Here is a 13,752-nt window from a genome sequence, read left to right as displayed (position 1 = left end):
CAACTAACCCAACCTGACAGGCAACTTAGATGATGCCCATCTCTTTACCGACTTCGATAAACGCGTCGATGGCACGGTCTAACTGCTCAGGAGAGTGAGCGGCTGACATCTGAGTACGGATACGTGCTTGGCCTTTCGGTACCACTGGGAATGAGAAGCCAACAACGTAGATGCCTTTCTCTAGCGCGCGCTCAGCAAATTCTGCCGCCACTTTCGCATCACCTAGCATGATTGGGATGATCGCGTGATCAGCACCGCCCATCGTAAAGCCTGCATCTTCCATGCGAGTGCGGAAGTGTGCTGAGTTTGCCCATAGGCGATCGCGTAGGTCACCACTCTCTTCAAGCAGCTCAAGCACACGCAGTGAAGCGTTGACGATCGCTGGTGCCACTGAGTTTGAGAATAGGTATGGACGTGAGCGCTGACGTAGCCAGTCGATCACTTCTTTCTTACCTGAGGTGTAACCGCCTGAAGCGCCACCCATGGCTTTACCTAGTGTGCCAGTAATGATGTCGATGCGGTCTACCACGTCGTGGAACTCATGCGTGCCCGCGCCTGTTTTGCCCATAAAGCCAACCGCGTGTGAGTCATCCACCATGGTCAGTGCGCCATACTTGTCTGCAAGGTCACAGATAGCCGGTAAGTTAGCCACCACGCCGTCCATAGAGAATACGCCGTCCGTCACGATCAGGATATGGCGCGCGCCAGCTTCTTTAGCTGCAATCAGTTGCTGCTCTAGCTCAGCCATGTCGTTGTTCGCATAACGGAAACGCATCGCTTTACACAAACGAACACCGTCAATGATTGAAGCGTGGTTAAGCGCATCAGAGATGATCGCGTCTTCTTTGCCAAGAATAGTCTCGAACAGACCCGCGTTAGCATCAAAACATGAGGTGTAAAGGATAGTATCTTCTTTACCTAGGAAGCTTGATAGCTTCTGCTCAAGGTCTTTATGAATATCTTGCGTACCACAGATAAAGCGCACTGACGCCATACCAAAGCCGTGCTCGTCCATACCCGCTTTACCCGCTTCGATAAGCGCTGGGTGGTTAGCTAGGCCTAGGTAGTTGTTAGCACAGAAGTTCAGCACTTCTTGACCAGTTGAGATCTTCACTTCAGCTTGCTGCTGTGAGGTGATCACGCGCTCAGACTTGTACAGACCTTCGGCTTTTACACCTTCGATCTGCTGTTGAATTTGTTGGTAAAATGCAGAAGACATTAATTGTTCCTTCCCGATTAGCTCGCAGATAAACCATTGAGCAAAGTGACTTGAGCCTTTATGTGACAGTGATCACAGGCTATTTGTTATCAATTAAGTCTAGTGTAAATCAAGGGGCCGAGAAGGATTATCCCCTTGGGTGGAAAAGCATTCGTGAATCTCAGGCACGAATAAAAGGTGTGAGGCGCGGGGACGGGCAACGCACTTCGAGGAGCGAGGGGTTTAGCATATGCTGCACCTTCCTAGTTACCTAAGAAACGTAAGGGAGCTTGAAAGCCACCTATGAAAGGAAGAGAGTAGGCCGAGCCCTAAGGGGGGCGACGAATTTAATGCGCGTGACACACTCCTCGAACCCCGCAACGAAGTGAAACTCGAATCTCGGAACGCAGTGATACTGGCTTCAGCCGGGGGCGTTGAGGCAAAAGCACTGCTCGTACTCATCGCCCGTTTGATGGGTTTCCAGCACGCTGTAATGGAGCATTAGGATGGATTTGACGATGCGAGTGCCGATGCCTAGGGAGCCGCTGGGGGCGTCGGTGTCGACTTGGTTGCGGAAGGAGAAGTGGATCTTGCCAGTTTGTTGCTCTAGTGTCACCTGACACGCTACTTTGGCGTGGGCTGGGCTGTGGCGCAGGGCGTTGTCTAGCAAGTTGAGCACCAGACGCTCCAGCAAATGGCGATCGCCAATCGTTTCGATGCCGTTATCAATATTTAGCTCAAGCTCGACACTGCGGCGTAAAAACTGACTGCGCATCATCTCTTTGCACTCTTCCAGTAGCGGCTTGATCGCCACCAGCTGATATTCATAGCTAGGCAGGACTGAGTCTTTGCGCGCGGTATCGAGCAGGGATTCTAGCTGTGAAGATAGCTTTTCACAGTTACGATAAGCGACATCAATCAGTGGGTCGCTTTGTGGCTGAGCTATCTTCCAGGTTTCTAGGTAGCCAAGCACACTCGACAGTGGGGTTTTTAAGTCATGACTGAGCTGAAATAGGCTCTGTTTTCGGGCTGAAGCCTGATACTCGAGCAAAAGAAACTGCTGCTGAATATGCTTGGCCATCAGTTGGTACGACTCAGCAATCGGGATCAGCTCTGGTACTTGGTGAGTAAAATCGGCATTGAGGCGAAAATCTTGCTCAGCCTGCTGCTGCAGTTGTTCAGTGACCTTTTGAATGGGATTCAGCAGGCTACGTTTGACCAGCCAGTATGCGCCAAGGGCAAAGCCCAAAATAGAGATAAGCACCAGCCCCGTTAAGGTTGAATAGTGGCTGCCAACAATCGAATCGGCGATCACCCCGTGTCGAGTACTGCCAATCACAACATAAAGATACCCCACCACCGAGCCAAACTCCTCAATAGCGGCAACGGAAAACACCTTGCCTTGCTCAGGGTTACGCGGATCTTCACCAAGAATTGGGAAGGCATCGCCAGCGAGAAACCGCTTAATCGGAGCGAGGTCAATTTCCCCCATCATCTGCGCGCCCTCCGGCGCTGCATGGGTGGTGATCTTGCCTTGACTGTCGAGAAAATAGATCTCAAAGTCAGGACCTATCAGCATCAGGGTGTGGAAGATGGATTTGAGCGCCTTGGGGTTGTAATCGGTGCCGATCATCAAGGGGTTATCATCACGCATATGACTGGCGAGATCTTTATGCAGACTCTGCTTGGTCACTTGCTCGGTGTTCTCGCGCTGCCAATTGTAAGTGGCGGCAATCGCCCCTGTCGCAAGGCAAAACCAGATGCTAGTAAAAATCACCAGCCGAGATTTAAAGCTCATCGAATTCATTGTCGTTATCCCTGCGGCTGAAACTTATACCCCACTCCCCAAACCGTATGAATAAACTGCGTCTCATCCGGTGAGCGCGATAACTTGGTGCGCAAACGATTGACAGTACTGCACACTGTATGGTGATAACCGGCATGGTCGGTATGCCAGACATGTTCAAGTAGCTCATCCTTACTGAATACCCTACCTGGACGAGATGCGAGGAATTGCAGCAAGGTAAACTCGGTCGCAGTAAGGTTGACTTCCCTGTCATTGAGAGCTACTCGGTGTAACTCGGGGGTGATGGTTAAATCACCAAAATGCATGATATTTGATTCATTGTCGCTCGCCTTAGGCGGGCTAACGGTCTCGCACGAACGGCGCAGGATATTCCTTACCCTGGCCTGAAACTCAAGCACGCTAAAGGGTTTGGTGATGTAGTCATCCACCCCAGCTTCCAGCCCTTCAACCTTTTCCATTTCACTGCCTCTTGCAGTGAGAACCAACACTGGTATCCAGTTATTGTCTTGGCGTAAACGCTGGCAAACATCCAGACCATCACCATCAGGTAGACCACGGTCTAATACAATCATATCGAAATCACCTGCGGCATACTGCTCAAATGCCTGGGCACAACTTGTGACGCGCGTGGTCTGGTGTCCTTGAAACTTAATGTGCATTTGCACTAGCTCGGCGAGATCGTCGTCATCCTCAACCAGCAGTATCGATGCCACCTGATTGTTTGCTTGCACTAACATGACTCCTCCTCACCTTGCACTTATCCACACTGACATGACCGAGGTGAGAAGGAGTTTCTTTCATTTATTTTTTCAAGCGGGAAATGTTTATTCCAAGCGGGTAATCGTCAGCCTTGCACCTGGGTTTAAGAAGCGATGCTGAGCATTAAGCGCTGAGGTAGCTAGACCATCATCTTGTGAGATCACACCAGAGTGAAACGTCACGCGATCATCATCATTACGCTCGGCATTAAACCCCTCACCGCCACCAGCCGGTCCTGGAATCGTCGCGGCTAACTCATCATTGGCCTCAGTACCCGCATCCCAAACATTCATGTTCATCTGATAGCTTTCACCGACCTCGAGATCCGCCACCGAGATACCCGTTTCACCGACAAAAGCATCATTGGTGTTAACCAGCATGGTCGCGATCGAGAGGTAGTTAAAATCACCATCAATAGTCAGCTCGACCGAGTCTGAGTTACCCGGTAGAAGCAACCCGTTACCTGAGACGGCGTGATCAATATTGCTATCGCTATCCATCAAAGCCATCAACTCGGCATTGCTCCCTGCTTCAGCCAGATGCTCAAGCTCAATTGAAGCACTGCCACCGACCTCAAATAGGGCAAATTCGCCGTTGTGAGTCATGATTGCGAGTGGCGACATCGGCTGATCAACGGTCAGATTAGAAACACGGACGCTAAAGCGACTCGTAGTGTCAATAACGGCAGCCGTGTTATTGTCATCGTCATCATCAGGACAGCCAGCTAATGCCACTATAGAACCTGCGATAAGTAAGATACGATGTTTCATACCAGCCTCCTTACTTCACGATAATGGTAATGGTGGCAACAGGGTTGAGCCAACGATGGGCGCTATTATCCAGGTCGCTGATCCCGCCAGTAGGGTCGCTATCCCCTAGGTTACCAGGATGAATATGCACCTTGTCGTTAGTCACTTCAGTCTCGAGGCCCGAGCCATTAGTGCCAAAAGTGATAAAAGGTGGGTTAGGCATGTTGCCTGCGATTTCATCGTTAGCCTCGGTACCGGCATCATAGCCGTAAAGCGCTGCGTGATAAGTACCTGGCGTTGAAGGGATCGCCCAGCTATCTAAGCCAACAAAACCATCGTTGGTAGGGAGTAGCATGGCGCCGAGTGACAAGTAATCTAATTCACCACTATCAAGATCAAATGTGGTGCTGACGCCCGGGTTTAAAATGCCACCTGCTGGGTTTTCGACCACTACACCACCGGCATTACCAATCACGCCAGAGAGCTCAGAGATATCACCCTCTTCGGCCATCAGCTCCAAGCCACTTGAGGCCACCTCGCCGGTACGGAATATAAACAGGTCGTCGTTGTGCGCAGCTACAATCAGTGGTGTGAAGTAAATGCCTTTGGTGGCATTAGTAATAGTAATTTCCATCTCTGCCGCGTGAGCGATTGATGAACTCATCGCCACAGCGGCGGTTGAGACAAGTAATCCTAGTTGATTGAGTTTTAGCATCTTGATTCCATCCCTATGTTTGTCGAACACTCTAAGCATGGAAATCAAATCTAGCGATTCGCTCATCAAATTCTCAAAAAAGTCTCACAATCCCGTCACGAAATAATTCTTCCTTTTAATTCATCTCTTTAAAGCTGGCGACAAGCCTTTGGCTTGATGTGTTGGGCAAAAGCACGTGAGGGCACCGCCATTTGCCGCAGGCGCTGCTTCGAATCTTTGGCCTGAGCAGAGATTAAGCCTACCAGGTGCCACTTTCCTTGCTCGCGGCGCAGCAGAGGGGCGCCGGAATAGCCAGACTCGACGTGACAGTTTTTTAGTCTTAGCGCGGTATTTTCTCGCGGTGGTAGGGCGTATTCACAACCATGACTGGCCACTTGCTGGTGCGGAGTATTGCTACCATAACCGAAGGTCGACATAGTTTGACGTGTTGCTGGCTTGTGATCGATCGTAAGCGGCTCAATACTGCACCCTATCGGCGTACTCAATGTCACCACCGCCCAGTCATTGTAGAGAAACTTTTCATCGAACTTGCCTGAGGGAAAGCTCTTCACCCCAATCACATAGCTCCGGGCCATCGATGACAAGCGATAACTGCCATCTTGATATCCGGCATAGAAGTTGACATAGGAGGGGTGGTAAAGCTTGCGCGTCTTGTTGTTAAACAGGCAGTGCGCTGCTGTGACGATTTGATGGCTACTGAGCAGCGTCGCGCTGCACTGCTTTCGCCCTGCCTCTAGGCGCCCGATAGCAATAATCTCCGCCGATTTGGCCCATGCGCTCAGGCTCGAAGCACTTAGAAGTAATCCTATCAGCACATTCCATGTTGCAGATTTCACGGCATAAGCCTCAGATTATCAGTTAGATGTGTCTTAAACTTAGCGCATACTGCGCAGCTTGCTCGGGGAAAAAGTGTGTTAGTATCACAGCATTGATTGTTGCTGGCGCCTTTTTCTATGGTAAATCCCAAGCTGATTGCACTGCTTCCTGACCTTGCCTCCTACATTCTCGTGGTCAACGAGGGCAGCTTTACTGCCGCTGCAAAAAAACTCGATGTCTCGCCTTCAGCGCTAAGCAAGCTGATGACTCGATTAGAGAAGGCCCTCAACGTCAAGCTGATCCAGCGCACTACACGCAAGCTGATCGTCACTGAATCGGGTCGCCGCGTCTATGAGCAGGCTTCATTAATGCTCAATGCCGCCCAGCAAGCGGTTGAGATCTCGACCATCGATCACGCAGAGCCTGTCGGTACCATCACCATCGCGGCACCTGAAGCCTTCCTTAACTCGGTGCTGCAGCCCTTTATCAAGCCGTTTCTCGAGCAATACCCAAGCATTAATCTGCATTTAAGCGCTATGGATGGCGAGATTGACTTGTTCAAGCATGGTATTGATGTGGCGTTCAAGCTCACCGACCGCCCCGATGAGGCCTTAGTGCTTAAGGAGCTAAGCAAGACCGAGTTGGTATTGTGCGCCAGCCCTGATTATTTATCTGACAAAGGCATACCGACTCATCCTGAGCAACTAGCGGGACATGATTGTCTATACCTAGCCGAAACTAACAACGACAACGTATGGACATTTATTCAAGGCAAACAGCAACATGCCGTTGAGGTCAGTGGCCGTTACGCGGTAAATCACTCGCAGATGCGTCTTAACGGCGTCAAGCAAGGGCTGGGGATTGGCCTATTTCATGACTTTGTTATCAAGCAGGCGCTCGAAGAGGGTGACGTGGTTCAAGTGCTAGAGGATTGGCATATTAAGAGTAACTACTATGGCGCGATTGCGATGCAATACGCGCAAACCCAGTATATGCCAGCTCGGTTGCGCGTATTTATCGATTACATCGACCAGCACCTCGACCTAGCCAAATAGACGGCGCCAAATCGAAGCTATGATCTTAGAAACTATAGCCCGGCAAACTCCTCAATTGGCGCTCGTCCGCGTCGTTCCAGAAACCCGGTGAACTGTTTAACGCTTGCGGTGATCACCTGCTCTGCTGGAATACCAACTTGTGCGAGGAGATCTTTGACTAGGTATAAGTCACCCACCGCAGTGCAGTAATGGGCATCACTGCCGGTGGTGATTGGCGCCCCGGCACGCTTGGCCACATTGGCAATCTCAAAACAGCGCTCGATACTGCCAACACGGCTGTTACCCAGCAAGGTAGTGTTGTTGACCTCAATCGCCACCTGATGCTCAGCTGCGCAGTGGATCACCGATTCAAAGTCAAAGTCAAAATTTGGATTACCTAGATGCCCAAGCGCGTCGATGCGGCCAGAGCGGATCGCATTGAGTAGGGCCTCAGTGTGAGTGCTGGCGTTGGCTGGGCGAAAGACTGGCTCATGAAAACTAGCAATAACCCAGTCGAGATTGCGATCAACGGTTGGGTGTAAGTCAATTTCCCCTTCCGTATTGAGTAAGTTGGCTTCGACACCTCGGACAATGCCAACACCATCAATAATGCGAGGCAAGATTTTCTGATTTGAAAAAAACCAATAGTGAGGTGCGCCTGGCATCGACTCTGCGTGGTCGGTGGTACACAACAGCTTTAACCCACTGGCTTTGGCGCAAGCCGCATTTTCATTCAAGGTACTGTAGGCATGCCCACTGGCATAGGTATGGGTGTGAGTATCAACAACTAGCTGCAATTTCTTTTCCTCAAATCATGATTTTGGTCTTATTTAACTCAGTGTACACCAGCTAAACGACAGATTAATGATCATCGCGGGCTTGCTGAGCAAAGTATCACTGCAACCTAACTTGTGAGCATGACGCAAACGTTTGGCTTAATCATCATACAATTGAACTTAAAATAGCTCTAAAAGGTTGATGTGTATCAAGTTGTCGTAGACAATAGCACCTCATTTAGTAGCACGTCAGTGTCGACATTATAGAAAAAACCTATTGAATCAATAGCTAATATCGAATGTCACCTTTTACGTTGCCTTGATAGGTTTAGTAGATAACTCAATGGATGCCGGTGAACTGAGTAGAAACTGCGCAGATTATCGCCATTCACCTAAACTGACGAAGATTGATTATAAAAGTGTTCTTCACCTCCCCTGATGAAAGGAAAGATGATGGTAATACCTGAAAACAGCTGCATCGTGATTTTTGGTGCTTCTGGTGATCTCACCTACCGTAAACTAATCCCTGCGCTTTATCACTTGTACGCAGACAAGCAGCTTCCCGAATCCTTTGCCATCCTTGGTGTCAGCCGTACTCAGTACAGCGATGAGTCTTACCGTGAAAAGTTGAAGAAGTCTTTGCTTGAGATGGAGCAAACCGAGCCAGAAGCGCTGGATGCCTTTATCAACCACTTGCACTACCAAGCTGTTAATACCTCTGATGCTGCGGATTATGCCAAACTCAAGCACCGCCTTGTCGACCTGCGTGGTCAATATCAGTTTGAGACCGCCAATACTCTTTACTACCTCGCAACGCCGCCAAGCCTATACAGCGTGATACCAGCTAACCTGGCAACGCATGGTCTTAATAGTGAAAACGATGGCTGGAAACGCCTGATCGTTGAAAAGCCATTTGGCTACGATCTCTCGTCAGCACGTGAGCTGGATAAAGATATTCACGAGCATTTTAAAGAACACCAAATCTACCGTATTGACCACTATCTGGGTAAAGAGACGGTGCAAAACCTGTTGGTGTTCCGTTTCTCTAATGCGATGTTTGAGCCGCTTTGGAATCGTAACTACATCGAGTATGTCGAGATCACCGGTGCTGAGTTCCTCGGCGTTGAAGGCCGTGGTGGCTACTATGATGGCTCGGGTGCGATGCGTGATATGTTCCAAAACCACCTGCTACAGGTTCTGGCGATGGTGGGCATGGAGCCACCAGCGCAGATCAACGCCGACGCGATGCGTGATGAGGTGGTGAAAGTTCTTCAGTGTCTTAAGCCATTGGACGAGCACGACCTGCGCAACAACCTAGTATTGGGTCAATACACCGCCTCTGACGTGCGCGGTGAGCAGTTGCTTGGCTACCGTGAAGAGCCTGGCGTGGCCGAAGACTCGCGCACCGAGACTTATGTCGGCCTGAAAGCCTACATAAACAACTGGCGCTGGAATGGCGTGCCTTTCTATGTGCGCACCGGCAAACGCCTACCAACCCGCGTGACTGAGGTGGTGATCCACTTTAAGAACACCCCGCATCCAGTGTTTGGCCAAGATGCGCCAGAGAACAAACTCATCATTCGCATCCAGCCGGATGAGGGTATTCAGATGAGCTTTGGTCTCAAAGAGCCGGGGGCTGGCTTTAAAGCCAAGGAAGTTAAGATGAACTTCCACTATACCTCGCTGCAAGAAACTCATATGCTTACCGCTTACGAACGACTGCTACTGGACGCCTTGAACGGTGATGCCACGCTGTTTGCGCGTAGCGATGCGGTTGAGGCGTGCTGGAAGTACGTACAACCAATCCTAGATTTCAAACAAGACCCACAAGCCCTATTTGGATACGCTTGCGGTACATGGGGCCCCAAAGAAGCCGATGTGCTCCTCTATCGTGATGAGCGCGCTTGGCGATTCCCATGTAAAAACCTAACTGACACGGACTACTGCGAACTATGATCAACCATAAGATCTTTCAAACCGCTGACCAAGTAGTAGAAAGCCTCGCCAACGACATGAAGGCGTTTAGCGAGCTTGGTCGCCCTGTACACATTTCTCTGTCGGGTGGTAGCACACCTAAGATGCTGTTCAAACTGCTGGCGACAGACACCTATGCCACCAGCATTGCCTGGCAGAACCTGCACTTCTGGTGGGGTGATGAGCGCTGCGTGGCACCGGATGATGCAGAAAGCAACTATGGTGAAGCTAACACGCTGCTGTTTAGCCAAGTTAACATTCCAGCTGAGAACATCCACCGTATTCGCGGTGAAAACCAGCCAGAGCAAGAAGCAGTGCGCTTTGCCAGTGAAATGACCGACGTGATCCCAACACAAAACGGCACCCCAGTGTTTGACTGGATCCTGCTTGGTGTTGGCGCAGATGGTCACACAGCTTCACTTTTCCCAGGTCAAACAGACTACTCAGACCAAAACCTAGCGGTATTGGCACCACACCCTGAGTCAGGCCAAATCCGCGTATCGAAAACCGCTAAGGTGCTCGAAGCGGCTAAGCGTATCAGCTACCTAGTGCTAGGCGCGGGCAAAGTAGACATTGTAGAAGAGATTCATACTACCCCCGCCAGTGAGCTGCCTTACCCGGCAGCTAAGATCCAGTCTCTGGCTGGAGTAACGGAGTGGTACTTAGATTCAGACGCAGCGGCGAAAATCGCGTAACGCGGTTGCTCGTCCAAAAACGACAATTGGAGACAACGAATGAAAGGTGATATCGGTGTAATTGGCCTAGCTGTAATGGGTCAAAACCTTATCCTAAACATGAACGACAACGGCTTTACCGTTGTGGCTCACAACCGCACGGCTGCGAAGGTAGACGAGTTCCTAGAAGGCGCTGCTAAGGGCACTAACATCATCGGTGCTTACTCTCTTGAAGAGCTAGTCGAGAAGCTAGAAGCCCCGCGCAAAATTATGCTGATGGTTCGCGCAGGTGAAGTGGTAGATAAATTTATCGAAGCCCTAGTTCCACTGCTTGATAAAGGCGACATCATTATCGATGGCGGTAACACTAACTACCCTGACACCAACCGCCGCGTGGCAGCTCTGCGTGAGAAAGGCATCCACTTTATCGGTGCTGGTGTATCTGGTGGTGAAGAAGGTGCACGCTTTGGTCCATCTATCATGCCGGGTGGCTCTGAAGAAGCATGGCCAGCAATAAAGCCTATCTTCCAAGCGATTTCCGCCAAAACTGACGCGGGCGAGCCTTGCTGTGACTGGGTTGGTAACGATGGTGCCGGTCACTTCGTTAAGATGGTGCACAACGGCATCGAATATGGTGACATGCAGCTGATCACCGAAGCTTACCAGTTTATGAAAGACGGTCTTGGCATGTCGAACGACGAGATGCAGGCAGTGTTTGCCGATTGGAACAAGACTGAGCTAGACAGCTACCTCGTAGAGATCACGGCTGACATCCTGGGCTACAAAGATGAAAACGGTGAAGCGCTGGTTGAGAAAATCCTGGATACTGCAGGCCAAAAAGGCACCGGTAAATGGACAGGTATCAACGCTCTTGACCTAGGCATCCCACTGACGCTTATCTCTGAGTCGGTATTCTCTCGCTGCCTATCGGCACTCAAAGAGCAACGCGTGGAAGCAGAGAAGCTGTTTGGTAAGACCATCACGCCAGTTGAAGGTGACAAGCAAGAGTGGGTTGATGCACTGCGCCAAGCGCTACTGGCATCAAAGATTATCTCTTACGCACAAGGCTTTATGCTAATGCGTGAAGCATCAAATGAGAATGGCTGGGATCTCAACTACGGTAACGTAGCCTTGATGTGGCGCGGCGGTTGTATCATTCGCTCAGCATTCCTTGGCAACATTCGCGATGCGTTTGAGAAAAACCCAGAGCTCGCATTCCTAGGCTCAGACGACTACTTCAAGAACATCCTAACTGGTTGTCTTGCAGCATGGCGTAAGGTGTCAGCGAAGTCATTAGAGGTGGGCATCCCAATGCCTTGTACTATCTCTGCGCTGTCATTCCTAGACGGTTACACGACTGCTCGCCTACCAGCAAACTTGCTTCAGGCGCAACGTGACTACTTCGGTGCTCACACCTACGAGCGTCTAGACCGTCCACGTGGTGAGTTCTTCCACACCAACTGGACTGGTACGGGTGGTGATACGGCGTCTACGACTTACGACGTGTAAAAAATAGAGGCGAGAGGCGGGATCGCTTTGCTTCGAGAAGCGAGTGTTCTCCAGCGCGAGTTACCAATCTCGCTTCTCGCCTCTCGATTCTCGTCTCTGCCTTACCCTCCATTGAGTAATTTCGGCCAATTGCGATCCCCTTTAGCAATATTGCCCGGAATGTCTTGTTGCCAGTCGCGCTGCACGGATTTGCTGTAGTTGAGGTATAACTTTCCATCTACTAGTGACCACGCATTAGGGTCAATTTTGGCAGTGTAGCCTTTGCTCACAGCCCATGCGCAGTAACCTCCATATTGCGGTGCGTACTTTTGTGGGTTATCGATAAACTTTTGGCGATTTTGTGCCGAAGAAAAATACCAATCAGCACCATTCCATTGATAGCGGAATTGACGCGTGCCTTCGATGGGCATCGATTGGGTAAAATAGGCTACTGGATCATAGCCTTTGATTGCCTTACCAAAAAAATCACTGTAGACCGGTTCGAGAGCTAATGCTGGCTGGGTGAGCCCAAGGGCGAGAATAAATGCTGCCAATATTCGTTTAATAGCTTTCATGACTTCTCCCTGTGAGGCCATTAATCTAGGCCTACTCTAGATTGAATAAATAGGCTGCTATGACAAGCCGATTGCGTTAGTACTTAGGTATATAGACCCGAGTTGACGGCAAAACTTTCAATATTGCGCCCAAATAAAGAGAGTTAATCATTGGTTGTATCTGAGGCGCGCCCTTGGTCAAGAAAGTCCAACACCTCGAGAGAGAAAACTAGGTAGTCAGCTGCATCAGGTACTCTTGCTGTGATTCCCCTACTACCCTAAAGCCTAGGCGAGTATACAAACGCTGCGCTGGGTTGGTCTTGATTACACCAAGCCCGATGGTTGCCTTGGTCGTTTGTGCCGTTTCAATCAGATTTTCAATTAAACGGCGACCAATATTGCGACCTTGATACTTGGGATCGATCTGGATTTGAACCAAAAACCAATGATTATTTTCTGGAGTAAACTCGACCTTGAACAGGCCTATCGGCCGCCCATCCTCTTCGACGATCTGCGCGTGCTCAAAGGCATGGCGCACGCGCGCTTCAAAGGCCTCTTTGCTGGTCGGCATGCCCACGTCCTGCAAATAGCTGGTCATGGTCTGGTTACGCAGACCAATCAAAAACTCGACGTCAGACTCTTTGGCCTGACGAAGCTTTATCGCCATCACTCACTCCTTCCCTGTAAGTCATTATCAAAACACTGATTTTACTTAAACACGACAAGTGGATCTATTCGCTCTTAAGATCAAGTCGATAATGCTCAAAGTCAGTGATTTCTTTATACCCAGCTGATAAGTAGAGGCATTTTGCACCGTGATTTTCAACCGCCGTCGCCAGTTTAAGTGTCGTGGCGTTGCACTCACGTGCGTAGGCCTCGGCATGCTGCATTAGCACTCTAGCGACTCCCTGACCACGTTTTTCCTCAATGACATACAGATCGTTAAGGTAATAGAGCGGCTGCATAGTTATCGATGAAAATGAGGGGTATAGTTGACAAAATCCGACGGCGACTTCGTTGTCATCCAATGCTAAGAAAATCACTGAGTCGTCAGCGGTGAGCCGCTCAAAGATAAAACCTCGAGCGGCGGATAAATTGGCAGTTTGGTGATAAAACTGCCGATATAGGTCGAACAGGGATGCGACTGAATCGATATCCCCCACCTTGGCTTGAATCGTTTTCAATCTCTCCTCCTTGTGTTCTCTCAT

The 13,752-nt window shown here is 50.1% G+C and carries 14 protein-coding genes; 4 read left to right on the top strand and 10 right to left on the bottom strand.

What is annotated here, in order from left to right; translation table 11 throughout:
- Positions 1-25 precede the first annotated feature (25 nt).
- The 6 genes from ACZ5R2_RS17645 to ACZ5R2_RS17620 form a co-directional block, all read right to left on the bottom strand.
- Positions 26-1,219: a glycine C-acetyltransferase gene (locus ACZ5R2_RS17645; protein ID WP_464903284.1), complete on the bottom strand. Its 1,194-nt coding sequence runs from the start codon at positions 1,217-1,219 to the stop codon at positions 26-28.
- A 400-nt stretch (positions 1,220-1,619) separates the two neighbouring features.
- Positions 1,620-2,996: a sensor histidine kinase gene (locus ACZ5R2_RS17640; RefSeq protein WP_464903673.1), complete on the bottom strand. Its 1,377-nt coding sequence runs from the start codon at positions 2,994-2,996 to the stop codon at positions 1,620-1,622.
- Positions 2,997-3,010: 14 nt separating this feature from the next.
- A complete protein-coding gene (locus ACZ5R2_RS17635; RefSeq protein ID WP_464903285.1) occupies positions 3,011-3,742 on the bottom strand; it encodes a response regulator transcription factor in 732 nt (243 codons plus the stop codon).
- Between the two features lie 87 nt (positions 3,743-3,829).
- Entirely contained in the window at positions 3,830-4,534 is a 705-nt protein-coding gene (locus ACZ5R2_RS17630) for a spondin domain-containing protein (RefSeq protein ID WP_464903286.1), read from the bottom strand.
- 10 nt (positions 4,535-4,544) lie between these two features.
- A complete protein-coding gene (locus ACZ5R2_RS17625; protein WP_464903287.1) occupies positions 4,545-5,228 on the bottom strand; it encodes a spondin domain-containing protein in 684 nt (227 codons plus the stop codon).
- Positions 5,229-5,356: 128 nt separating this feature from the next.
- Positions 5,357-6,064, bottom strand: coding sequence for a trypsin-like serine peptidase (locus ACZ5R2_RS17620; protein WP_464903288.1), 708 nt, complete (start codon positions 6,062-6,064; stop codon positions 5,357-5,359).
- Positions 6,065-6,181: 117 nt separating this feature from the next.
- On the opposite strand from ACZ5R2_RS17620, the gene ACZ5R2_RS17615 reads away from it, so the two are divergent.
- Positions 6,182-7,099 carry a LysR family transcriptional regulator gene (locus ACZ5R2_RS17615; RefSeq protein ID WP_464903289.1) on the top strand — a complete coding sequence of 306 codons (918 nt, stop codon included), beginning with the start codon at positions 6,182-6,184 and terminating at the stop codon, positions 7,097-7,099.
- A gap of 32 nt (positions 7,100-7,131) precedes the next feature.
- On the opposite strand, the gene ACZ5R2_RS17610 is transcribed toward ACZ5R2_RS17615, so the two are convergent.
- Entirely contained in the window at positions 7,132-7,875 is a 744-nt protein-coding gene (locus ACZ5R2_RS17610; protein ID WP_464903290.1) for a PHP domain-containing protein, read from the bottom strand.
- Positions 7,876-8,307: 432 nt separating this feature from the next.
- Here ACZ5R2_RS17610 and zwf point away from each other — a divergent pair, with 432 nt between their 5' ends.
- The 3 genes from zwf to gnd are packed head-to-tail and all read left to right on the top strand — an operon-like array spanning position 8,308 to position 12,011.
- Positions 8,308-9,810: a glucose-6-phosphate dehydrogenase gene (gene zwf, locus ACZ5R2_RS17605; protein WP_464903674.1), complete on the top strand. Its 1,503-nt coding sequence runs from the start codon at positions 8,308-8,310 to the stop codon at positions 9,808-9,810.
- Complete coding sequence (gene pgl / locus ACZ5R2_RS17600) at positions 9,807-10,523, top strand: 6-phosphogluconolactonase (protein ID WP_464903291.1); 717 nt, start codon at positions 9,807-9,809, stop codon at positions 10,521-10,523. Before zwf ends, pgl begins: the two co-directional genes overlap by 4 nt.
- A gap of 39 nt (positions 10,524-10,562) precedes the next feature.
- Positions 10,563-12,011 carry a decarboxylating NADP(+)-dependent phosphogluconate dehydrogenase gene (gene gnd, locus ACZ5R2_RS17595; RefSeq protein ID WP_464903292.1) on the top strand — a complete coding sequence of 483 codons (1,449 nt, stop codon included), beginning with the start codon at positions 10,563-10,565 and terminating at the stop codon, positions 12,009-12,011.
- A gap of 101 nt (positions 12,012-12,112) precedes the next feature.
- Here gnd and ACZ5R2_RS17590 read toward each other — a convergent pair whose 3' ends face one another.
- The 3 genes from ACZ5R2_RS17590 to ACZ5R2_RS17580 all read right to left on the bottom strand — a co-directional run bounded on the left by ACZ5R2_RS17590 (position 12,113) and on the right by ACZ5R2_RS17580 (position 13,728).
- Complete coding sequence (locus ACZ5R2_RS17590; RefSeq protein ID WP_464903293.1) at positions 12,113-12,565, bottom strand: YHS domain-containing (seleno)protein; 453 nt, start codon at positions 12,563-12,565, stop codon at positions 12,113-12,115.
- 208 nt (positions 12,566-12,773) lie between these two features.
- Positions 12,774-13,211, bottom strand: coding sequence for an N-acetyltransferase family protein (locus ACZ5R2_RS17585; RefSeq protein WP_464903294.1), 438 nt, complete (start codon positions 13,209-13,211; stop codon positions 12,774-12,776).
- A gap of 64 nt (positions 13,212-13,275) precedes the next feature.
- Entirely contained in the window at positions 13,276-13,728 is a 453-nt protein-coding gene (locus ACZ5R2_RS17580) for a GNAT family N-acetyltransferase (protein ID WP_464903295.1), read from the bottom strand.
- Positions 13,729-13,752: the final 24 nt, after the last annotated feature.

The sequence above is a fragment of the Vibrio sabulosilitoris genome (assembly GCF_055391395.1).
This window is presented reverse-complemented; position numbering and strand designations above follow the sequence as displayed.

Excerpts from the sequence above, each read along its gene's own strand:
- gnd (WP_464903292.1), top strand. The coding sequence starts at position 10,563 with ATGAAAGGTGATATCGGTGTAATTGGCCTAGCTGTAATGGGTCAAAAC.
- ACZ5R2_RS17645 (WP_464903284.1), bottom strand. The coding sequence starts at position 1,219 with ATGTCTTCTGCATTTTACCAACAAATTCAACAGCAGATCGAAGGTGTA.
- ACZ5R2_RS17630 (WP_464903286.1), bottom strand. The coding sequence starts at position 4,534 with ATGAAACATCGTATCTTACTTATCGCAGGTTCTATAGTGGCATTAGCT.
- ACZ5R2_RS17585 (WP_464903294.1), bottom strand. The coding sequence starts at position 13,211 with ATGGCGATAAAGCTTCGTCAGGCCAAAGAGTCTGACGTCGAGTTTTTG.
- ACZ5R2_RS17615 (WP_464903289.1), top strand. The coding sequence starts at position 6,182 with ATGGTAAATCCCAAGCTGATTGCACTGCTTCCTGACCTTGCCTCCTAC.
- zwf (WP_464903674.1), top strand. The coding sequence starts at position 8,308 with ATGGTAATACCTGAAAACAGCTGCATCGTGATTTTTGGTGCTTCTGGT.
- pgl (WP_464903291.1), top strand. The coding sequence starts at position 9,807 with ATGATCAACCATAAGATCTTTCAAACCGCTGACCAAGTAGTAGAAAGC.
- ACZ5R2_RS17635 (WP_464903285.1), bottom strand. The coding sequence starts at position 3,742 with ATGTTAGTGCAAGCAAACAATCAGGTGGCATCGATACTGCTGGTTGAG.
- ACZ5R2_RS17625 (WP_464903287.1), bottom strand. The coding sequence starts at position 5,228 with ATGCTAAAACTCAATCAACTAGGATTACTTGTCTCAACCGCCGCTGTG.
- ACZ5R2_RS17640 (WP_464903673.1), bottom strand. The coding sequence starts at position 2,996 with ATGAGCTTTAAATCTCGGCTGGTGATTTTTACTAGCATCTGGTTTTGC.
- ACZ5R2_RS17590 (WP_464903293.1), bottom strand. The coding sequence starts at position 12,565 with ATGAAAGCTATTAAACGAATATTGGCAGCATTTATTCTCGCCCTTGGG.